We start from the raw sequence: 21,802 nt of genomic DNA on the forward strand, positions 1-21,802 counted from the left end.
CCGTGTCGCTCAGTAGCCAGGTCGTGGGCTACCCCGTGTCGCTCAGTAGCCAGGTCGTGGGCTACCCCGTGTCGCTCAGTAGCCAGGTCGTGGGCTACCCCGTGTCACTGGTAGCCCACGATTCGAGACTTCAACTCAGAAGTCCCAGTTCAGCGCAGTCGGGCTCAGACCAGCCGCGTTCAGGTCCTCGTTTCGAGCGACAAGACCGTCCTTGACTGACCCGATCCCACCACCGATCGCGCCGGACGTGATGTCCGTCAACGAGGCATCGCCGCCCGTGACTTCCTTCGTCACGATCGCAGCGGACGCTCCCGATACCGCATCGTCGAAAGCCCCCCGCGCGATCTGCTGCAATCTCGAACCGGTCGGGAGCGGGTTCGGGTCGGGGCCGACACGATCCGGCGTCGTCTTCAACCCTCCGTTCGCAAGTCCCTTGATGAAACCGTCGCGCCCCTCGGTCACGACCTTGCCACCGTCGATCGACTGGCGATGATCCATCGTCATCTGCCCGAGTTGAATGGCGAGGCCGGAGAAGACGGCAGCGGCAGCTTCCACTGCTGCAGCCTCGATCACTCGTATCAACAATTGCTGCAACAGCATTCGGACCGTGAGTGTTGTTGCCACCTCCGCCGCCACGATTCCGGCGGTACTCGCACCCAGTGTCGGGACAGCGGCCGCCACCATGGCGGCAATCTCGAGCGCCAGTGCGCCCAGCGCCGCGAGGATCGACAGTTTGGTGTACTCGATGTCCGTGCCGGTATCGGTGCATGACTGACCCAGTTCGGCCGCGGCAGAGGACAACCGCTCGAAGACCTCCGCAACTCCCCCGGCCTCCGACCAATACCGAGACAACGAGTCGCCGGCTCGACCGTCGATCGATGCCAGTACTGTTTGCAATCCGTAACCACCGGCAGCGGCCGAAGCCTCGATCCGATCAGCCGCGCCTGACCAGGCATCACCCAACCTCCACAGTGCCGTTTCGTCTCCTTGCGGCCAGTCACTGCCCACCGCAACCGACGCAACCGCCTGTAACCAGCCTGGAATCTCGAGTCCCATCAGAGCCCACCCGCCATGTCGTCGGCAAGCGAGGTGTCGATCGATTCGAAACGATCGGCGATCTCGATCAGCGTGGCAGTCAATTCGCGGAGCGCGCCCGCGACCAGTGTCATCCCGCCGACTGCTGACTCCGCACCGGGAACATACGCGTCCGAGAATGCGGTTCCGAACTGGTCAGCGCCCCAGCACCCCTCTTCGGCGCCGGCCACTGTTTCCAGAGCACTCCGTGCCTCGTCGAGATCGGCAGCGACCACCTCGAATGCTGGTGCAGCACTTCCCATCGCGGCCACGTCCACGTCCAGTTCAGACATTGCCGGAGCTCCTCAGAACGGTGCGGTCCCAGTGCTCGTCGCCGCCGACCGGCACCGACGCCGGACGAGGCGCGAGAATCTCACGCAATCCGAGCACACCGGGAACGAGGTCGGGCAAATCGATCCTGGCCGCTTCGGTGAACGGCCTCGACATCTCGGCAATCTGTCGGCGCATGTCCTCCGCCGCAGATGTGGCCGTGGCCAGGATCAGATTTCCCAACGCTACCGGCGAATGCTTGCCGTAAGCGCTCCCGGAGAGGGTGACTCCCACGGTCGCCCCCGAAGCGTCTACGACGACTTCCACACTGCCATCACTCGAGCGCGCGCTCGCCGTCGCTCGTGCGATCTTCTCCTGCATATCCGCCAGCGATCGCGTTCGCTCCAACAGATCAACCTGCATCGAATCGATCTGAGCCCGAAGAACTTCGACCTGTCCCCTCATCGAACCAACATCCGCCCCACTCACGATGGCCCCCACCTTCGATAGATCGTGACACCTGATTCAGGCGCTCACGAGGTTCGACGCGGGAGGTGGCCGATCGGTTCCGTCAGCGCGAACGAAGCACGGGCGGATCGAACGCCTTGACCGGCGGCAGAACCCCTTCGAATTTCTCGATCTGCACCAGAACGTGCTGGCCGGTGCACCCGTGCGAAAGCGAAGACGTGCCGACGTCCGGCGTAAGAACGTTGGGATTTCCGTGAACACACAGCGAATCGGGCTCGGCAGGATCGAGCGGGTCGTACCACGCCCCGGTCGACAACTGGACGACGTCGCTCCGCAAATCCGAATCGACGATCACACCAGCCAGGCACGCCCCGCGATCGTTGAATACGCGCACCACGTCCCCAGCCGACACGCCGCGCTGGGCCGCTGCATCGGGGTGCATACGAATCGGCTCGCGTCCCTGAATCTTCGATGCCTGGCTCGCAGCGCCGTGATCGAGTTGGCTGTGCAGCCGCGTCTTGGGCTGGTTGGCGATCAAGTGAAGCGGGAATTGCGTGGCCCGTGGTCCACCCAGCCACTCGTCGGGCTCGTACCAGCGCGGATGGCCGGCGCAGTCGTCGTAGCCGAAAGACTCGATGGTCTCGGAGAAGATCTCGATCTTCCCACTCGGAGTCGAGAGCGGATACTTCTCGGGGTCCTCGCGGAAGTCACCGAAGAGCACGAGGTTGTCTTCGGTTCGCATCCGGTAGTGCCCGTCCGACCAGAAATCCTCGAACGTCGGTGTGTTGCCGCCGTCTGCATCGACGAACGGCCGCCATTGACCGTAGAGATGCTCGATCCACTCCTGTGAGGATCTCCCCTCGGTGAACTGCTCCCCGAATCCGAGCGCAGAAGCCAGAGCGGCAAACGTGTCGTAGTCGTCTCGCGAGTTCGCGAAAGGTGGAACTACTTGCTGCATCGCGACCAGAAGTGGATCATTTCGTGTGCAGCTCAGGTCATTTCGTTCGAGCGACGTTGTCGACGGGACAACGATGTCGGCATTGCGGGCCATCGGCGTCCAGTAGGGATCGTGAACGACGATCGTGTCCGGACGCGCAAATGCCCGTCGCAGCCTCGGGAGATCCTGGTGGTGGTGAAACGGATTGCCACCGGCCCAGTAGACCAACCGAATATCCGGATAGGTCAGGCGCCTGCCGTCGTAGTCGAACTCCTCGCCGGGCGAGAGCAAGAGATCGGAGATCGCGGCCACCGGAATGAAATCGGGCACCGGATTCACACCTTGTGAGAAGGTCGGCAACGGATACGGCACCGGAGCCAGACCCGGCTCGTTCATCGAACCGTAGCCGTGGCCGAAACCGCCACCCGCAAGCCCGAATTGGCCGAGCATCGCGGCGAGTGTCACGCCCATCCACGGTGCCTGTTCACCGTGTTTGATGCGTTGCAACGACCACGTGACGGTCACCAGCGTCCGGCCGGACGCCATTCTCCGAGCCAGGTCGGTGATGAACTCCGCCGGCACCCCGGAGATCTTCTGCGCCCAGCGCGGATCCTTCGGTACACCGTCGGCACGTCCGAGCAGGTAATCCTCGAAGCGTTCGTAGCCGACGCAGAAGCGGTTCAGGAAATCGCGATCGTGCAGGTCCTCCGACGCCAGGACAAACGCCAGGGCAAGCATGATTGCCACGTCGGTTCCCGGAATGGGTGCGATCCACTCGCAGTCGCCATCGACGTCGTCGCGCAACGGACTGAAGGAGACGATCTTTCCGCCGCGGGCACGAAATGCGTCGAGCGCCCCGCTCGTCGGATGATCGCTCGTACCACCGGCATTGACGCCGGTGTTCTTGATCGGTACTCCCCCGAACGAGACGAGAAGATCGGAGTGCTTGGCGATGACGTCCCACGACGTGGAGCGCGCGAACAACTTCCAGTGAGTTCCGACCACACGCGGCATGATGACACCGGTGGCACCGAGCGAGTAGCTGTGGACCGACTTGGTGTATCCACCCAGCTGATTCAGAAATCGGTGAACTTGGCTCTGCGCGTGATGGAATCGACCGGCGCTGGCCCAGCCGTACGAGCCACCGAAGATCGCGTTGTTCCCGTGCGTGTCGACCACGCGACGCAACTCGCGGGAGAGGAGTTCGGTCAGTTCGTCCCACGAGACCGAGACGAACTCGTCCGCTCCACGTCGGTCGCTGGGAGCAGGCCCGTTCTCGAGCCAACCGCGGCGTACCGCCGGGCCCGAAACGCGAGCCCGACTGCGCACCGAACCGGCGAGGTTCCCGAGCATCGGCGAGGGATTCGAATCACCCTCGTACGGATGCACGGCGGTCACCTCGCCGGCGACCGATTCGGCGGTGAACATTCCCCAATGGGACATGTGTTGACGACGCCGGTTCGGTGCAGTTGTCACAGAAACTACTTTCGAAGTAGATCAGGGTAGGGAAAGGACCAGCTTCTCGATGTCCACGCGCGGCCCGGTGAAGAACGGCACCTCTTCGCGAACGTGCAAGCGAGCTTCGGTGGCACGCAGATCGCGCATCAGATCGACGATACGGATGAGCTCAGGCGCTTCGAACGCGAGAATCCACTCGTAGTCCCCCAGAGCGAAGGCCGGGACCGTGTTGGCGCGAACGTCCTTGTACGAACGAGCAGCCATACCGTGATCGGCGAGCATCTTGCGACGCTCCTCGTCGGGGAGCAGGTACCACTCGTACGAGCGGACGAACGGGTAAACGCAGATGTAGTCGCCCGGATCCTCACCCGCGATGAACGAGGGCACGTGGCTCTTGTTGAACTCCGCGGGGCGGTGCACCGCCGAGTTGCTCCAGATGGGAGCACTGGCCTGTCCGAGGACGGTGGTGCGGCGGAAATCCGCGTACGCGGCCTGAAGTTCCTCGATGCTGGCCGCGTGGGTCCAGATCATGAAGTCCGCGTCGGCGCGCAAGCCGGCGACGTCGTAGATGCCGCGAACCACGACGCCCTTGTCTTCGAGACCCTCGAAGAACAAGCGGGCGTCCTTGACCGCAGCTTCCCGATCATCGCCCAGCACACCGGGTTCCACCTGGAACACGGAGAACATGAGGTAACGGATTTCAGAGTTCAGTTTGTCGAAATCAAGGCGTGCCATGGGTCTATCGTGCCACTCGCTCGAATATCCGTGTAGCCGCCGTCGTGCCGACTGCGACACACGCCGGAACCCCGACGCCGTGCAGCCACGACCCGGCCACTTCGAGGCCGTCGAACTGCGTCATCCCGGACTCGATTTCAGCCACGATTTCCGTGTGACCTGGGGAGTACTGGGGAAGACCGCCGTGCCACCGCTGTACGAAGCTCGCTCCTGGCTCCTCGGTGATTCCGGTCACGGTCTCGAGATCGGTGCGCGCAAGTTCGATCAGTTCACCATCCGGCCGGTCAACGATCTCCGATGCGCCGAATCGACCGAACGACACCCGAACGAGATGCTCGCCGCGATCAGCGAGGTGCGTCCACTTTCGGCTCGACAGCGTGAACGCCTTGGCGGTCAGGTCGGCGTCGGTGGCAACCAGGATCCCCGAATTCTGCGGAAGGTCGACCTGACCGGGCAAGCGGAGCGCCACCACCGCGGACGACGCCAGTTCGATCCGCGACGCGATACGCGCAATATCCGCATCGACGCCGGCCAACAGCACCGCTGCGCGCGGCGCCGGAACAGCCAGAATCACCGCGTCGACGCTGCCGAGCGGATCGACGTTCCAACCTCTCCCGTCCCTGCGTAACTCGGAAGCCTCGCCGCGGACGAACGTCGCGTCGGCGGCCTGCCGCAGGGCATCGAGCAAGATGCCGTAACCGTCCCTGAGCGCTCCGAACACTGGTCCGGGTGCAGGTGTCGGCACTGCGGCTGCAACTGCATCCGTGAGGCTCTGAGCGCCCGCATCGAGCGCCGCAGCGAGTGTCGGCAAAGCTGCACGCACTCCGATGGTCTCCGCCAGGCCCGAGTACACCCCGCCGAGAAGGGGATCCACCGATCGGCTGACCACCTGATCACCGAATCGCCCTGAAACCAGTTCGGCAACACTGCAATCGGAACCGCGGGTCCACTCGAACGGAACGCCTGGTTCGGCAGCTATGCGCGACAGTGTCTGCTCGTCGACTAGATCTCTCACCGACTCGGACGATGCCGGGATTCCCATCAGGGTTCCGGCAGGAAGTCGATTCAGTGAGCCCTGGGACCAGATCAACGGGCTCAACCCCGCTGGGTAAACGATCTGATCGGTCAGTCCCAGCTCGGCGAGAAGCGCAGGGACTTCGGGCCGACGGGCGATGAACGCCTCGGCGCCGATGTCGATCGGGCCACCGCCAAGATCAATCGTTCGCAGCTTCCCGCCCAGTCGCGGAGAGTCGTCGACGACCGTGATGTCGGCAACGGAGCCCAGACTGCGCCGAAGCCGGTACGCGGCAACCAGACCGGAGATTCCGCCTCCGATCACCGCGACCGACGGCCGAGTGGTTGTCACAGCGAGTGCACCAGCTCCACCGCCGAGGTGATCGCCGTGGGATCGGTGTCGGGAAGAACTCCATGGCCGAGGTTGAAGATGTGGCCGATGGCACCGGCTTCGATCGCGCGGTCACCTTCAGCGGCGATCCGGCGCACCTCACGATCGATCACCTCGGGGCCCGCGAACAGTACAGCGGGATCGAGATTGCCTTGCAGCGCCTTGCCCGGACCGACACGACCGGCCGCGACGTCGAGCGGAATCCGCCAGTCGACACCCACGACGTCGGCACCTGCCTCCCCCATCGCGCCGAGAAGTTCACCGGTTCCGACACCGAAGTGGATACGCGGAACGCCGGCAGCGGCAACCTCGGCAAACACCCGTTCGGAATGCGGGAGAACAAATTCCCGGTAATCGGCCAGCGAGAGCGCGCCGGCCCACGAGTCGAACAGCTGAACCGCGTCGACACCCGCCTTGAGCTGCGTCTGCAGGAAGCAGATCGTGGTGTCTGCCAGGCTTCCGAGCAACGCGTGCCAGGTCTTCGGATCGGAGTGCATGAGCGCCTTGGTCTTCTCGTGGTTCCGGCTCGGACCACCCTCGACCAGATACGACGCCAAGGTGAACGGTGCTCCGGCAAAGCCGATCAGCGGAGTCGAGCCCAACTCGGTGGTGAGAAGTCGAACGGCCTGCGCGATTGCCCCGACCTCTTCGGGGACCAACCGCGGGAGGGCTGCGACGTCGGCGATGGAGCGAATCGGATTGGCAACCACCGGTCCGACGCCGGCAACGATGTCGAGATCGATTCCCGCAGCCTTGAGCGGAACAACGATGTCCGAGAACAGGATTGCCGCGTCCACATCGTGACGGCGCACCGGCTGCATCGTGATCTCACAGACCAGCGCCGGATCGAAACACGACTCCAACATGCCGATCCCCGCGCGGATCTCGCGATACTCCGGCAACGAACGTCCGGCCTGGCGCATGAACCACACCGGCCGTCGACTCGGAGTGCGTCCGGTCGCCGCGGCGAGCAACGGTGCGTCGGGCAAAACTCGCCGAGCGCTGTATTCCGCCGACCCGGTCATGCCTGAATTCATGTTGTCCAACCCGCTCATCAGTCCTCGCGCTCTCCGCCAACGTGTGTCTTCGATCGACTCAATGCTGCCATGTCCCACACTCGGGATCGGACACCCGAGCGGTTCGTGAGCGGCCACACACCCGAACCACACTCGGTCGGCGCGCCTCCACCTACCCGCCCTTATCCCCGACTAACGTCCTGACCTGTGACGACATCCGGATCGACAGCCGACCCGGCCGAGTTCCGTGCCGCCGTGGAGGCGATGACCGCTGCGCGGGTTCGGCCCGAGATAGAGGTCGGTCCCATCCGTCCGCCGCAGCGTCTCGCTCCGTACAGCCACGCAGTGGGAGCCGAGGTTCTGCACCCGGACTCCGACGTCGTGGCCGAGCAGTCCGAAGGCGACGCTTTCGGCCGCCTGATCCTGTTGTTCGATCCGGACGGCGACGAGGCGTGGAACGGCACCATGCGGTTGGTGGCCTACATACAGGCCGACCTCGACGAAGCCGTCGCCGCGGATCCACTACTTCCCGAAGTAGCCTGGAGTTGGCTGGTGGACGCACTCGAAGCCGGACCGGAACCTTTTGTGGCCCTGGGCGGTACGGTCACAGCCACAACTTCCGTGCGATACGGCGACATCGCGGGCCCGCCGCGAGCCCACCAACTCGAGTTACGTGCATCCTGGACTGCAACGTCATCGGAATTGGCTCACCATGTCGAGGCTTTCTGTGAAGTTCTCGCGTACGCGGCAGGACTTCCGCCTGCCGGGATAACCACGCTGTCGCGGCAGGGCGACTAACTCCACTACTCGTTTACGCATTCCCCCGGAAAAATACTAGAACCTGTTCTAAAATGAGTCATGCAACGTCTCAGCGGACTCGACGCGACCTTCCTCTACTTGGAAACACCGACCCAGCTATTGCACGTTTGTGGACTCGTACTGCTCGACCCCTCGACCATTCCGGGCGGTTACGACTACCGGAAGCTGCTTCGCGAGTTGGACTCGCGGATGGCCACGATGCCGACCTTCCGGCGCAAACTCAAAGATTCCCGCCTCAATCTCGACTACCCCGTGTGGGTCGACGATCACGATTTCGACATCGAGCGGCACTGCCACCGGACCGCGGTACCTGCTCCGGGCACACACGCGGAACTGGCAGAACTCGCCGGACACATCGCGAGCCAACCGCTGGATCGTTCCCGCCCACTATGGGAGATGTGGGTCATCGAGGGACTTGCCGACGGACAGATCGCCGTCATGTCGAAGATTCATCACAGCGCTGCCGACGGCGTCACCGGCGCGAACATCCTCGCTCAGCTGTGCAGTCTCGAACCGGATTCACCGGCGCTCGTGGATCCCACCGCACAGGGTGCGGGCGACGCGGGAACGCTGGACATCGCGATCGGCGGACTCATGGCCGTCATCGCCCGACCCGCAAGAATTGCCCGTCTGGTCCCCGGCGGAATCGCGATGCTCCCCAAGTGGGTGACGCGTGCACGCAAGGGTGAAGCGATGCCTGCTCCGTTCACCGCGCCGCGGACCTCGTTCAACGGCGCTATCACCGGTCACCGCAACGTCGCCTTCAGCCAGCTCGATCTCGCGAAGGTCAAAGCCGTCAAAGACCGTCACGGCGTGAAGGTCAACGATGTGGTTCTCGCGCTGTGCGCGGGTGCTTTGCGGACCTACCTCGAGGACCGCGACGAACTGCCGGAGGACTCACTCGTCGCGATGGTCCCCGTATCGGTCCACGGTAAATCCGATCGGCCGGGCACAAACCAGATCTCGGGCATGTTCACGCAGCTGGGCACCCAGATCGGCGATCCGGTCGAGCGTCTGCACGCGATCAGCGATTACAACGCCACCTCGAAGAACCACAACGAGGCTCTGGGTGCGAACATGCTCCAGGACTGGTCCCAGTTCGCATCACCAGCGGTGTTCGGCGCCGCCATGCGGGTGTACTCGTCGCTCAAACTCGCCGAGCGTCACCCGGTCGTGTCCAACCTGGTCGTCTCGAACGTGCCCGGGCCGCCGGTCCCGCTCTACTTCCTCGGCGCCCAGATCAAGGGAATGTTCCCGCTCGGCCCGATCTTTCACGGGGCAGGACTCAACGTGACGGTGATGTCACTCGACGGAAAACTCGACGTCGGCATCGTCAGTTGCTCCGATCTGGCACCCGAATTGGACCAGCTCGCGCAAGGTTTCGGAGCCGCACTCGACGAACTGTTCGACGCTGAGGTGACAACCCCGGCCCCGACTGCGACGTAGAGTCAGTGACCATGTCCGAAGTCACCGATGATGCAACCGAGCCCACCTCCGACGTAGTTCCGCTGCTCGTTCCGCGTGACGGAGTTCCGGACGTCATCACCACTGCCGCCGGTGTCGCCGACGCCGCGGCCGCGCTGGCCTCCGGCCACGGCCCGCTCGCCGTGGACGCCGAGCGGGCATCCGGATTCCGTTATTCGGCACGGGCGTACCTGATCCAGCTCCGACGCGAAGGAGCGGGATCGTTCCTGCTCGACCCGATCCCGACAGCGCAGGACCTGCAGCCGTTGGCCGAGGCGATCAACCCGTTGCAATGGGTGCTGCACTCGGCCGATCAGGATCTCCCCGGTCTCGCCGAACTGGGCCTGACACCGGCCGAGCTGTTCGACACCGAACTGGCCGGTCGACTGGCCGGGTTCGAACGAGTCGGACTCGCCGCGATAGTGGAACGAACCCTGCGGGTGGAACTTCGCAAGGGTCACGGGGCCGCGGACTGGTCGACACGTCCGCTGCCGGACGCCTGGTTGAACTACGCCGCCCTCGACGTCGAAGTGCTTCTCGAACTGCGCGACGCCATGGAAGCTGAACTCGAATCCCAGGGCAAGCTCGAGTGGGCGAAGGAGGAGTTCGAGTACATCCGTCTGGCCGGCCCGCCCAAGCCCAAGCCCGACCGTTGGCGTCGTACATCGCACATCACCTCGCTCAAGACCACTCGGCAGTTGGCGGCAGTACGGGCGCTGTGGCAGGCGCGTGAGGATCTCGCGCGCAAGCGCGACGTGTCGCCGAGCCGGGTTCTCCCTGACTCCGCCATCATCGACGCCGCTCTCAAAGATCCTCAGTCGCTGGATGCGCTCCGTTCGCTTCCCGTGTTCGGCGGACCACGTCAACGCCGGTATTCGCGTGTGTGGATGGACGCGCTGGAAGCTGCGCGCAGGCTCCCGGACAGCGAGCTTCCGCCGAAGACCCCGCCGATCGTCGGACCCCCTGCCGCCGGCCGGTGGGCTCGCCAGGACCCGGCGGCGGCCGATCGACTGACGGCGGCTCGGGCCGCACTGTCGGACCTGAGCAAGGAAGTGTCGGTGCCCGTGGAGAATCTGCTCCAACCCGACCTGGTCAGGCGCCTGTGCTGGGACTGGAAGTTGGAACCCGACTCCGACATCACCGAAGTCGAGAGCGCAATCGAGACCAAGCTCACTTCCGGTGGCGCACGTGGCTGGCAACGCACTTTGACGGTTCCCGTCCTCGCCGAGGCACTGAACTCCGTGGTCCCGGCCGAGCCCGAAGTAGAAGAGCCTGAATCCTGACCTGACCCCGGTGTGAGGTTGGAGCAATTCGGCACGTTAAGTTACCGGTCAGTAATGGGCAGTAGTACGCTCGATACGAGGCCGGACGCCTGGCCGTGATCGCCGAACCAACGTCTCACCGCACTTCGGAGTGGTGGGCAGCTCCATCAGGAGGAATTCGCGTGGCTCCATCCACAAACAACCAACGCAACGTCGTCTTCGTCGACGGCATTCGCACCCCGTTCGGCAAGGCCGGCCCGAAAGGCATGTACGCCGACACGCGCGCAGACGATCTCGTCGTCAAGGCGATTCGTGAGCTGCTTCGCCGTAACCCGCAGCTCGATCCCGCACGGATCGACGAAGTGGCTGTCGCAGCCACCACGCAGACCGGTGACCAGGGCCTGACCATCGGCCGCACCGCTGCGATCCTCGCCGGTCTCCCCGAAACCGTTCCAGGATTCGCCATCGACCGCATGTGTGCCGGCGCGATGACCGCCGTCACCACCACCGCGTCGGGCATCGGCTTCGGCCAGTACGACGTCGTGATCGCCGGTGGCGTCGAGCACATGGGCCACCACCCGATGGGTGAGGGCGCAGACCCCAACCCGCGCTTCCTCGCCGACCGCCTGGTCGACCCGAGCGCCCTCGTGATGGGTAACACCGCCGAGAACCTGCACGACCGGTTCCCGACCATCACCAAGGACCGCACGGACGCCTACGCCGTCAACAGCCAGAACAAGTACGACGCTGCCAAGAAGGCCGGCTTCATCGCCGACACCCTGGTCCCCGTCGCCACCCGCAGTTCCGCGGGCTGGGGTCTGGCCACCGAAGACGAGCCGCCGCGCCCCGGAACCACCGTCGAAGATCTCGCGAAGCTCAAGACGCCGTTCCGCCCGGCCGGACGAATCACCGCCGGTAACGCCGCCGGACTCAACGACGGCGCCACCGCAGCACTGCTCGCCGGTGAGGACACCGCAGCCGAGCTCGGCCTGCCGGTCGGCATGCGCATGGTGGGCTTCGCCTACCAGGGCGTCGACCCCGCCGTCATGGGCATCGGCCCGGTTCCCGCCACCGAGAAGCTCCTGGCACGCACCGGCCTGAAGATCGAGGACATCGGACTCTTCGAGATCAACGAGGCGTTCGCCGTTCAGGTCCTCGCGTTCCTCGAGCACTACGGAATCGCCGACGACGACCCGCGCGTCAACCAGTGGGGCGGCGCCATCGCGTGTGGCCACCCCCTCGCTTCCTCGGGCGTTCGCCTGATGACGCAGCTCTCCCGCCAGTTCGCGACGCGTCCCGACGTGCGCTACGGCTTGACCACCATGTGCATCGGACTCGGCATGGGCGGCACCGTCATCTGGGAGAACCCGAACCACGCTGACTACCAGGCAGGGGTTAACTAAATGTCTGATATTGCAACAGCATTCGCCGACGAGGTCGTGACGAACGCCTACACGAAGATCATCTCGGTCCCCGGCATCGAGGGCCCGTTTGCACTGATCACCCTCGACAACGGCTTCGACCACACCAAGCCGTCGTCCTTCGGTCCCGGCGGACTCGCAGCATTCGACGCCGCCCTCGACGAAGCCTTCGCAGCCAACCCGGTTGCCATCGCCGTCACCGGCAAGCCGTTCATCTTCGCCGCCGGCGCGGACCTCAAGGGTGTTCCCGCGATCACCTCTCGCGAGCAGGGACTCGAGCTGGGCCGCTTGGGTCACAAGGTGTTCCGACGCCTGCGTGAGTCGTCCGTTCCCACGTTCGCCTTCATCAACGGTGTCGCTCTGGGCGGCGGCCTCGAGGTCGGCCTGCACAGCCACTACCGCACGGTTGCCGCCAATGCGGGCGCACTGGGTCTTCCGGAAGCATTCCTCGGTCTGGTCCCCGGTTGGGGCGGAACGCAGTTGCTCCCCAACCTCGTCGGCCCGTCGAACGCCGTCACCGTGGTGATCGAGAACTCGCTGAACCAGAACAAGGTTCTCTCCCCCAAGAAGGCACTCGAACTCGGCGTCGTCGACGTCGTTCTCGATTCTGCCGACTTCATCGAGCAGTCCCTCGCCTGGGCGTCGCAGGTCCTCGCCGGCACAGTGACCCCCGCTCGCCCCGAGATCGATCGTGGCCAGGGCTGGGACGACGCGATCGCTCGTGCGAAGGCGATCGTCGACGGCAAGACCAAGGGCAACGCTCCCGGCGCCGTCAAGGCCGTCGAGCTGCTCGAACTGGCTCGCAGTACCGACATCACCGATGCCGCTTCGCTCGACAAGGGCTTCGCGGCCGAGGACGAGGCTCTTGCCGACCTCCTCCTGACCGACGAACTCCGTGCAGGTCTGTACGCCTTCGATCTGGTGAACAAGCGCGCCAAGCGCCCCGCCGGAGCACCCGACCGCTCGCTCGCCCGCAAGGTCAGCGGCGTCGGCATCGTCGGTGCCGGTCTCATGGCCAGCCAGCTCGCGCTGCTCTTCGTCCGCCAACTCAAGGTGCCGGTCATCCTGACCGACATCGACCAAGAGCGCATCGACAAGGGTGTCGGTTACGTCCACACCGAAATCGAGAAGCTCCAGGGCAAGGGGCGCCTGTCCCCCGACGCTGCGAACCGCCTCAAGGCGCTCGTCTCCGGTTCCCTCGACAAGGCCGCGTTCGCCAAGACCGACTTCGTCATCGAAGCCGTCTTCGAGAACATGGACGTCAAGAAGAAGGTCTTCGCGGAACTCGAGCAGTTCATCGCTCCCGAAACCATCCTCGCGACCAACACCTCGTCGCTCTCCATCACGGAGATGGCGTCCGAGCTGAAGCATCCCGAGCGCGTGGTGGGCTTCCACTTCTTCAACCCGGTTGCCGTTCTCCCACTCCTCGAGATCATCAAGGGCAGCAAGACCGACGACGCTACGCTCGCAACGGCTTTCGCCACCGCGAAGTCACTGAAGAAGTCTGCTGTCCTGTGCGGCGACAAGGCCGGCTTCGTCTTCAACCGCCTCGTCACCCGCACCTTGGGTGAGGTCATGTCCGCCGTCGACGAAGGCACCCCCTTTGACGTCGCGGACAACGCCATCGCCGAACTCGGCATGCCCATGTCGCCGTTCACCTTGCTGGCCCTCGTCGGACCCGCAGTGGCTCTGCACACCGGTGAGACCCTGCAGGAGTCGTACCCGGACCGGTTCAAGAGCTCACCTGGACTCGAAGCACTCGTCGAGGCTCGCAAGCCCGGCGTGTGGACCTGGGGCGAGAACGGTCAGGCCGTCGATCCCGAGGTTGCCGCACTGTGGCCGCAGGGTGACAAGGTGTCCACTTCGGAAGAGGTCCTCGAGCGCACACGTCGTGCGTTTGCCGAAGAAATTCAGATCATGCTCGACGAGGGCGTCGTAGCGGCAGCCGAGGACATCGACCTCTGCCTGCTGCTCGGCGGCGGGTTCGGATTCTGGAACGGCGGCATCACGCCGTACCTGGACCGGACCGGTACCTCCGAGGCTGTCAACGGCAAGCGCTTCCTCGCGCCTGGTGTTGCCAGCGTCTGAGTCAGTCGATCGACCCGTCACGGACGGCGTGCCTTCGGGTACGCCGTCCGTGGCGTTTGCGCAGGTTCAGAATAGGGTTCCCACATCGTCTTTCACGATGTTCTCGAGCGCACGCTCCGCGACGGCGGCGATAGTCATCGACGGATTGCACGCAGCGGAGTTCCCCGGCAACAGAGCGCCGTCGAGCACGTACAACCCCCGCTGGCCCAGAACCCGACCATCAAGATCGCACACCGAGTTCATGCAGGCACCGCCAAGGGGATGCCAGGTGGACGGCAGTAACGCGTTGGTGTCGGTGAGCAGTCCTCCTGCCGCGATCCGCTGGGCCGCAGGTCCGATGTGGCCTTGCTGGATCGCAGAGTCGCCATCCCTCGGCCAACGGAGCACCGCCTCGCCTCGCGCTGAGTCGTACACGAACCGACCTCGGTCGCTGCTGACCCCGAATCCGACCATCACCGTGCTGTGAGCGTCGAACGCCACCGGCGGGAACGACGCCTGAATGACGGTGAACGCGTTATGCGGGTCGTCCCAGTTCCGGCTGCCGTAGACGACCGGCCCGCCCTGTGTCGCACCGAAATTCTCCGCGAGATCCGACCAGATGTAGATCCGGTCGGCATTGGTCCCCCATCCCGCGCCGAGTTCGTCGGGCAAATCCGTGATCCGCCCCGTTGCTGCGGCGCGGACCAGGAGTTTGGTGGTGTTCATGCTGCCGGCAGCCATCACGAGCGCATCCGTCGTCAAAATCTTGTTCTCGAGAATCTTGCCGGAAATGTCGGTCCGGTCCACGTACACACGCCACCGTCCGTCGGCCGCCCGCTCGACATCGGTGACCTGGTGCAGAGTCTCCACATTCACCAATCCGGTCGCTTCCGCTGCCGCAATGTAGGTGACATCCACCGAATGCTTGCCCCCGTTGTTGACACCGAGCGCGCCGTCACCGTTGGTGTACGACGGCTTCATCTCACCCCTCAGTTCGGCCAACGCGTAGTTCCAGTCGATCGGCATCGGAATCTTCGACACGGGTAGACCGGAACGCGTTGCGTTACGCGCGAATACACGTGCCGCCTCGTAGTTCGGGCTGGAAATCAGTTCGTCGGGTGCAGTTTCCACTTGCAACATCCGCGCCACCCGCGGGTAATGGACGCGGTCCATTCGTGCGTAATCGAGCTCCTCCGGAAAGTGCGTGTTGAAGACCGCTTCTTCCGGTTGCAGCGTCATCCCTTGGTACACAAGCGATCCGCCGCCCACCCCGGCTGCGCAGATCGCGGTCATGTTCTCACCGGTCACCGTCTCCAACAAACCCGCGTACGGCTCGAAGATCGCCGGCCTGCCGAACAGAGTCGGGTTGGACTGATGCCAGAGGATACGCTTGTCCGGACTGGCGGGATGCGGAAAAGTTTCGGCATTCGGCCCGGCCTGCCACCGAATCCCTCTCTCCAGCAGGGTGACCGGAACCCCGGCCTCGGCCAAGCGAAGTGCCGTCACCCCTCCGCCGAACCCCGAACCGATAACCACGACACGGTGCACTTCACGTGTCAGCGGAATCCCTATTGCAGCCTTGGCAGTGCGTGGCGCCATCATCGCGACTCCCACGGCGGCCGTACCGGCCAAGAACGATCTACGTTTCACTCCGGACATGACTGGTGCTCCTTCGAAGAATGTCGCCAGAGAATTCCGGGCACGCCAAAACTAGACACTCTGACGCTCGAGTGTCAAGGTTTTGGCGGAGCAGGCGAGGAACTACGAGGTCGACCGGATTGCGGGCCCGAGCCACCTCGAGAGAAAGGCCCGCAAGGAGTCATCGGAATGGACCAGGTCACTGTCGAATGCAACAACCGAAAGCCCCAGTCGCACGGCAATTTCCACTATCTCATCCAACTCCGCCTCCGTGGCGAGGCCACGTTCGACCATAGGGGCGAGCATCTGACCAGCGAAAGGTATTGCTCGACTCATCATTTCGAGATCGAAGACAGGGTTTCCCCGCTCGGCGAGGAGCAGAGTCGCGAGCACCGGGTGAGCACGCACGGCAGTTCGCGCGGCAACGATGAATTCGACGACATAGTCGCACGCCGTGTCGACCGACTCCACCTGTGCCGTGATCTCCCCGAGAACCTCGACAGCGAGACCGCCCATCGCCTGGGAGACGACCTCTTCACGTGTACCGAAAATCGAGTACACCGTCTGGCGCGAGACACCGGCCGCGGTGGCAACTGCGGCAATGTTCACAGCCTCGAATCCGCCACCTTCGATCAGTCCGAGGGCGGCGCCGAGAATCTTCTGCTGTGATCGCACGAGGAAAGTATCGCCCACCGAAACGGCGCCCTGAGAAACGCGGTCCAGATCCGACTCCCACCTGCATAAACGGCACAATCGGTTTCGTTTGGCTGCCGAAATTCAGTAGGTTAGGCTGCCCTTCATGAAAACTTCTGTTCGGGGCTTCACTGCCCTCGGTGCGGCTGCAATCGCGGTCACCGCACTTGTCTCGTGCTCCTCGGATTCAGGCACATCCACGACATCCCAAGGTACGGACGGATTCCCCGTCAGCATCGAGAACACCTTCGGCACCACGACCATCGACTCGAAGCCCGAGCGCCTCGTCACCCTCGGATGGAACGCGCAGGACATCCTGTACGCACTCGATCTGACTCCGGTCGGACAGCCCAAGTACACCTACGGTGCGGACGACAACGGCGTCATGCCCTGGGCCCAGGACTACTTCGACGCGGACAAGACAACGCTCTTCGACATGCCGGCCAGCGGAGAACCGCCGATCGAGTCCATCGCGTCGTTGACCCCCGACGTCATCCTGGCGCCGTACGAGGGCTTCGAGGAATCCGTCTACAACCAACTGAGCAAGATCGCACCGACGGCCGCTTATCCCGGCGCAGCGTGGCAGACGTCCTGGCAGGACCAGACCCGCATCGTCGGCAAGGCAGTCGGCAAGAGCGAAGAGGCCGAGAAGCTCGTCGACGGCCTCGACGCGACTCTCGCCGATACCGCCGCAGCCCACCCGGAGTTCGCCGGAAAGACATTGGCAGTGGTCAACTTCGACACCGATTCGAGCAACATCAACGTCTATCTGCCCACCGACCCGCGGGTCCAGGTGCTGACGGAACTCGGATTCGTCAACGCGCCGGGCGTAGAGAAGCTCGCCGCGGACAATGCAGGTGGATCGTTCTTCAAGACGATCTCCTACGAGAACATCGCCGACATCGACGCCGACGTGATCGTCGGCTTCACCGACGGCTCCGGTGATCCGTCCGGCATACCCGCAGTCGGTGGACTCGACGCGGTCAAACGCGGATCCACCGCATTCCTCAGCGACACCCGCGTCATCGGCGGACTGAGCAACGTCAACGTCCTGAGCACGCCTTGGGTCCTCGGCCAGATCACACCGACGTTGAGTGAAGCCGCAAAGCGCGCGACCGCCTAGAGACGGGATTTTCACGACACCCTCAAAGCCAACTCCCACGGCATGAAGTACGCGAGTGGGTTCACTCTGAAGCCTGACGCCGCAGGCACGATCCTCGAGATGTACTTCTCCTGGGAATCCGAATCCACTTCACGTATCTCGAAGATCTTCACAGCGGTATTCGGTCGATTGGGCGCGCGAGTGACCCGGAAATTCATGGCGAAGGATCTCGAGGACATCGCAGCCAAAGCCGAGAGTCTCGCGGGTAAGTAAACCGCCCTCACCTGCACCGACATTATTGTTTGCATAATCACTGCAATCAATACCTTGCCTCTGCGTCCGGTTGTTTCGACCTGCGAATGGACTCAGCTGGATAACGGCGCGTGAGTCCCCGCCAAATCTCGTCCGGTGGGCGTAGCGTGCAGAGTGCTCGCGGATGGATCGACGCATCGGGGTGTCGACCGTAGGGCCTTTGAGGGGGCAGGAATGGCATTCAGCGGAACCGCCTCCGGCGGTGGATCCGGCGCTACTCGCGCCGACGTCGGACATGCAGTGCTCTTCGCCGGCGCCGCCGCGCTCGGCGGTTTTCTGTTCGGATACGACACCGCTGTCATCAACGGGGCAGTCGGTGCGATCCGAGACAAGTACGACATCGGCGCCTCGGGCACCGGGCTCACGGTCTCACTGACTCTGCTCGGCGCAGCACTCGGCGCCTGGATCGCAGGCACCCTCGCAGATCGCCTCGGCCGCATCCGCGTCATGCAAATAGCCGCGGTGTTGTTCATAATCGGCGCCGTCGGTTCCGCAGTTCCGTTCAGCGTCTACGACCTCACGTTCTGGCGCGTGGTCGGTGGCCTGGCCGTCGGTTTCGCATCGGTCATCGCTCCGGCGTATATCGCGGAAATCTCTCCCGCTGCGATTCGCGGCCGTCTCGGTTCGATGTACCAATTGGCGATCGTTCTCGGAATCGCTGTGTCGCAGTTGGTCAACTACGCACTCCAGGCCGCGGCCGGCGGTGATCGCAATCAGATCGCGGGCCTCGAGGCCTGGCAGTGGATGTTGATGCTCGAAGCCGTTCCCGCGGTTCTGTATCTGATCATGACGACCACGATTCCCGAGTCGCCGCGATTCCTCGTAGCGCAGGGCAAGGACGATCGCGCTCGCAAGATCATCTCCGACCTGGAAGGCGGCGATCACGACGCCGTCACCGAGCGGATGAACGAGATCCGCGACTCGCTCAGCGAGAAGCAAGCCAAAACAACGGTCCGCCAACTCTTCTCGAAGCGGCTCGGCGTCTCCCACCTGGTGTGGGTCGGCATCGCACTCGCCGCATTGCAGCAGCTGGTCGGTATCAACGTGATCTTCTACTATTCCAGCACCCTCTGGCAGGCAGTGGGATTCGGCGCCGACCGCTCCCTTCTGATCAGCGTCGTGAGCGCCTTGGTCAACATCGTCGGCACGTTTGTCGCCATCGCCGTCATCGACCGGGTCGGTCGAAAGCCGCTGTTGTTGGTCGGTTCCGCCGGTATGGCCATCTCACTGGGCACCGCGGCATTCTGTTTCCATTCGGCAACAGTGACCAAGAACGAGATCGGCGAATCTGTGGCCACGCTGACCGGAGCCAATGCGACTATCGCACTTATCGGTGCGAACGCATTCGTGTTCTTCTTCGCGCTGTCCTGGGGCCCGGTGGTCTGGGTGTTGATCTCCGAGATGTTCCCCAACCGCGTGCGTGCTGCAGCAGTAGGAATTGCGACCGCCACCAACTGGGTCGCGAACTTCCTGGTGTCCTGGACGTTCCCGGCACTGGCCGATTGGAATCTGTCGTACACCTACGCCGGCTACGCCGTCATGGCAGCGTTGTCACTGTTCGTCGTCCTGCGATTCGTGAAGGAAACGCGAGGCAGCACACTCGAATCCGTCCAGTAGCGAGATCTCACGGTTTCACACCGAAATGCGGTGGCCCTCGGATTGATCCGAGGGCCACCGCTTTTCGAGATTATCGTGAGACGAGCCGTCAGCCTTGCGCGACTTCGCCCTGAGCCGAAGCCGAGGACGCGTCTTCCTGGACGTGGACGCCGACGCTGCCCATCCCCGCCACCCAGCCGGTGATCTTGCGGGAGAGGTCCTGAGCCGTGAGTCCGAGTTCCTTGTGGATGGCTTCGCGGCTGGCGTGATCGAGGAACTGCTGGGGAACGCCCATGTCGCGGCACGACGTGTGCACTCCGGCGGCACGCATTGCGGCCGAGACCGTCGAACCGATGCCGCCGTGCAGACCGCCGTCTTCGATGGTGACCACAAGGGCGTACTTGTCCGCCATCTTCACCAGCGAATCCGCGACCGGCAGAACCCATCGCGGATCAACGACGGCAACCGAGATGCCCTGCTTGTCGAGCCGCTCGGCAATCTCGAGTGCCAAGGATGCAAACGGGCCCACCGCGACGAGGAGCACGTCGCCGCGCTCACCCTCGCTGGCCTTGAGAACGTCGACCATTCCGTCGAGTCGCTTCACTGCCGGAATCGCTTCGGGTACAGCACCCTTCGGGAACCGTACGACCGTTGGGCCGTCGTCGACGAGAAGCGCCTCGTCCAGTTCTTCCCGCAGTGTGTCTGCATCACGCGGTGCCGCGACGCGAATCCCCGGGATGATTCCGAGCAGCGAAAGATCCCAGACGCCGTTGTGGCTGGCGCCGTCGACTCCGGTGACCCCGGCGCGGTCGAGCACGACTGTCACCGGTTGTTTGAGCAGTGCGACGTCCATCAACAACTGGTCGAAAGCCCGATTGAGGAAGGTCGAGTAGATAGCAACGACGGGGTGAAGTCCGCCAAGTGCAAGACCGGCGGCCGAGGTCATCGCATGCTGCTCGGCGATACCGACGTCGAAAATCCGATCGGGGAACTTCTCCCCGAAGGCCGCGAGGCCGGTGGGCCCGGCCATCGCCGCGGTGATGGCGACGATGTCCTCACGACGCGAAGCCTGCTCGATCAATGCGGCCGAGAAGACCGACGTCCAGTCCGGCGCGGACGACTTGGTGCCGCGACCGGTGACGGGATCGATGACGCCGGTGGCATGCATCTGGTCGGCCACGTCGTTCTCGGCGTGTGCGTAACCGTTGCCCTTACGAGTGACGGCATGAACGATGACCGGTCCGCCGTAGGCCTTCGCCCGGCGCAACGCCGATTCCATGGCGGCTTCGTCGTGACCGTCGACCGGTCCGAGGTACTTGATACCCAGATCGGTGAACATGACCTGAGGGCTGACAGCGTCCTTGAGACCCGCCTTCATTCCGTGCAGGACGGAGTACGCGGTGCGCCCCACCCAGGGCAGTCTCTTGACCATGCGTCGGCCACTGTCGAGGGCGCGCTCGTAACTCGGCGCGGTGCGCAGTGCCGAAAGATGGTCGGCGAGGCCGCCGATGGTCGGCGCGTACGAGCGGCCGTTGTCGTTGACGACGATCACCACCGAACGGTCTTTTCCGGCTGCGATGTTGTTGAGGGCTTCCCAACACATTCCGCCGGTCAGGGCGCCGTCACCGACGACGGCGACAACGTGGCGATTCTGGCCCGTGAGCGCGAAGGCCTTCGCGAGGCCGTCGGCATAGGACAACGCGGCGGAAGCGTGAGAGGACTCGACCCAGTCGTGTTCGCTCTCGGCGCGGCACGGATACCCGGACAGTCCGCCCTGCTTACGCAGAGTGTCGAACTGATCCTGACGACCGGTGAGGATCTTGTGCACGTAGGCCTGATGGCCCGTGTCGAAGATGATCGCGTCCTGCGGCGAGTCGAAAATTCGGTGCAGTGCGAGGGTCAACTCCACGACGCCCAAGTTGGGCCCGAGGTGACCACCGGTCGCAGCGACCTTCAGCACGAGGAACTCACGAATCTCGTCGGCCAACTCCGTCATCTCGGCGTGGCTCAACTGACGTAGATCGTCAGGACCCTGAATGCGGGCAAGAACACCCAACGAGATCGC

18 protein-coding genes are annotated in these 21,802 nt (G+C 63.9%); 8 read left to right on the forward strand and 10 right to left on the reverse strand.

The features are described 5' to 3' along the window. Positions 1 to 135: 135 nt before the first annotated feature. The 7 genes from ABX74_RS05580 to hemE form a co-directional block, all read right to left on the reverse strand. Positions 136 to 1,056 carry a hypothetical protein gene (locus tag ABX74_RS05580; protein WP_019748273.1) on the reverse strand — a complete coding sequence of 307 codons (921 nt, stop codon included), beginning with the start codon at positions 1,054 to 1,056 and terminating at the stop codon, positions 136 to 138. After that, positions 1,056 to 1,367 (reverse strand): hypothetical protein, encoded by a 312-nt coding sequence (locus ABX74_RS05585; RefSeq protein WP_029255275.1) that lies wholly within the window; start codon positions 1,365 to 1,367, stop codon positions 1,056 to 1,058. Before ABX74_RS05585 ends, ABX74_RS05580 begins: the two co-directional genes overlap by 1 nt. Beyond that, on the reverse strand, positions 1,360 to 1,833 hold the full coding sequence (locus ABX74_RS05590; RefSeq protein WP_223257840.1) for a YbaB/EbfC family nucleoid-associated protein: 474 nt from the start codon (positions 1,831 to 1,833) through the stop codon (positions 1,360 to 1,362). Before ABX74_RS05590 ends, ABX74_RS05585 begins: the two co-directional genes overlap by 8 nt. An 82-nt stretch (positions 1,834 to 1,915) precedes the next feature. Then, positions 1,916 to 4,192 (reverse strand): molybdopterin guanine dinucleotide-containing S/N-oxide reductase, encoded by a 2,277-nt coding sequence (locus ABX74_RS05595; RefSeq protein WP_047888394.1) that lies wholly within the window; start codon positions 4,190 to 4,192, stop codon positions 1,916 to 1,918. 54 nt (positions 4,193 to 4,246) lie between these two features. Next, positions 4,247 to 4,942, reverse strand: a complete 696-nt coding sequence (hemQ, locus tag ABX74_RS05600; RefSeq protein ID WP_019748269.1) for a hydrogen peroxide-dependent heme synthase — start codon at positions 4,940 to 4,942, stop codon at positions 4,247 to 4,249. Positions 4,943 to 4,946: 4 nt separating this feature from the next. Beyond that, positions 4,947 to 6,308 (reverse strand): protoporphyrinogen oxidase, encoded by a 1,362-nt coding sequence (locus ABX74_RS05605; RefSeq protein ID WP_047888395.1) that lies wholly within the window; start codon positions 6,306 to 6,308, stop codon positions 4,947 to 4,949. Next, positions 6,305 to 7,402, reverse strand: coding sequence for a uroporphyrinogen decarboxylase (gene hemE / locus ABX74_RS05610; protein WP_021334677.1), 1,098 nt, complete (start codon positions 7,400 to 7,402; stop codon positions 6,305 to 6,307). Before hemE ends, ABX74_RS05605 begins: the two co-directional genes overlap by 4 nt. 168 nt (positions 7,403 to 7,570) lie before the next feature. Between hemE and ABX74_RS05615 the strand changes: the two genes are divergently transcribed. From ABX74_RS05615 to ABX74_RS05635, 5 genes are all read left to right on the forward strand, one after another. Next, positions 7,571 to 8,161: a DUF3000 domain-containing protein gene (locus ABX74_RS05615; protein WP_019748266.1), complete on the forward strand. Its 591-nt coding sequence runs from the start codon at positions 7,571 to 7,573 to the stop codon at positions 8,159 to 8,161. A 60-nt stretch (positions 8,162 to 8,221) separates the two neighbouring features. Continuing rightward, a complete protein-coding gene (locus tag ABX74_RS05620; RefSeq protein WP_019748265.1) occupies positions 8,222 to 9,628 on the forward strand; it encodes a WS/DGAT/MGAT family O-acyltransferase in 1,407 nt (468 codons plus the stop codon). 11 nt (positions 9,629 to 9,639) lie between these two features. Further along, positions 9,640 to 10,929: a ribonuclease D gene (locus ABX74_RS05625; protein WP_019748264.1), complete on the forward strand. Its 1,290-nt coding sequence runs from the start codon at positions 9,640 to 9,642 to the stop codon at positions 10,927 to 10,929. Positions 10,930 to 11,090: 161 nt separating this feature from the next. Beyond that, positions 11,091 to 12,311, forward strand: coding sequence for a thiolase family protein (locus ABX74_RS05630; RefSeq protein ID WP_003942598.1), 1,221 nt, complete (start codon positions 11,091 to 11,093; stop codon positions 12,309 to 12,311). Then, positions 12,312 to 14,417, forward strand: a complete 2,106-nt coding sequence (locus ABX74_RS05635) for a 3-hydroxyacyl-CoA dehydrogenase NAD-binding domain-containing protein (protein WP_047888396.1) — start codon at positions 12,312 to 12,314, stop codon at positions 14,415 to 14,417. It abuts the gene before it with no gap. A 66-nt stretch (positions 14,418 to 14,483) separates the two neighbouring features. Here the strand turns inward: ABX74_RS05635 and ABX74_RS05640 are convergent, their stop codons facing one another. Both ABX74_RS05640 and ABX74_RS05645 read right to left on the reverse strand, forming a co-directional pair. Beyond that, positions 14,484 to 16,055 (reverse strand): GMC oxidoreductase, encoded by a 1,572-nt coding sequence (locus ABX74_RS05640; protein WP_082148458.1) that lies wholly within the window; start codon positions 16,053 to 16,055, stop codon positions 14,484 to 14,486. 102 nt (positions 16,056 to 16,157) lie between these two features. After that, on the reverse strand, positions 16,158 to 16,709 hold the full coding sequence (locus ABX74_RS05645; protein ID WP_029255269.1) for a TetR/AcrR family transcriptional regulator: 552 nt from the start codon (positions 16,707 to 16,709) through the stop codon (positions 16,158 to 16,160). A gap of 124 nt (positions 16,710 to 16,833) precedes the next feature. Here ABX74_RS05645 and ABX74_RS05650 point away from each other — a divergent pair, with 124 nt between their 5' ends. The 3 genes from ABX74_RS05650 (at position 16,834) to ABX74_RS05660 (ending at position 19,758) form a co-directional block, all read left to right on the forward strand. Continuing rightward, the gene (locus tag ABX74_RS05650; protein WP_020969505.1) at positions 16,834 to 17,850 is read left to right on the forward strand and encodes an iron-siderophore ABC transporter substrate-binding protein; all 1,017 of its coding nucleotides are present in this window, start codon (positions 16,834 to 16,836) and stop codon (positions 17,848 to 17,850) included. Positions 17,851 to 17,892: 42 nt separating this feature from the next. Further along, on the forward strand, positions 17,893 to 18,102 hold the full coding sequence (locus ABX74_RS05655; RefSeq protein ID WP_189637309.1) for a hypothetical protein: 210 nt from the start codon (positions 17,893 to 17,895) through the stop codon (positions 18,100 to 18,102). Positions 18,103 to 18,315: 213 nt separating this feature from the next. Beyond that, complete coding sequence (locus ABX74_RS05660; protein ID WP_020907569.1) at positions 18,316 to 19,758, forward strand: sugar porter family MFS transporter; 1,443 nt, start codon at positions 18,316 to 18,318, stop codon at positions 19,756 to 19,758. Positions 19,759 to 19,846: 88 nt separating this feature from the next. On the opposite strand, the gene dxs is transcribed toward ABX74_RS05660, so the two are convergent. Beyond that, entirely contained in the window at positions 19,847 to 21,793 is a 1,947-nt protein-coding gene (gene dxs / locus ABX74_RS05665; protein ID WP_019748259.1) for a 1-deoxy-D-xylulose-5-phosphate synthase, read from the reverse strand. Between the last annotated feature and the right edge of the window lie 9 nt (positions 21,794 to 21,802).

It is taken from the genome of Rhodococcus sp. ARP2 (assembly GCF_001029585.1).
GTDB classification, from domain to species: Bacteria; Actinomycetota; Actinomycetes; order Mycobacteriales; family Mycobacteriaceae; genus Rhodococcus_F; species Rhodococcus_F erythropolis.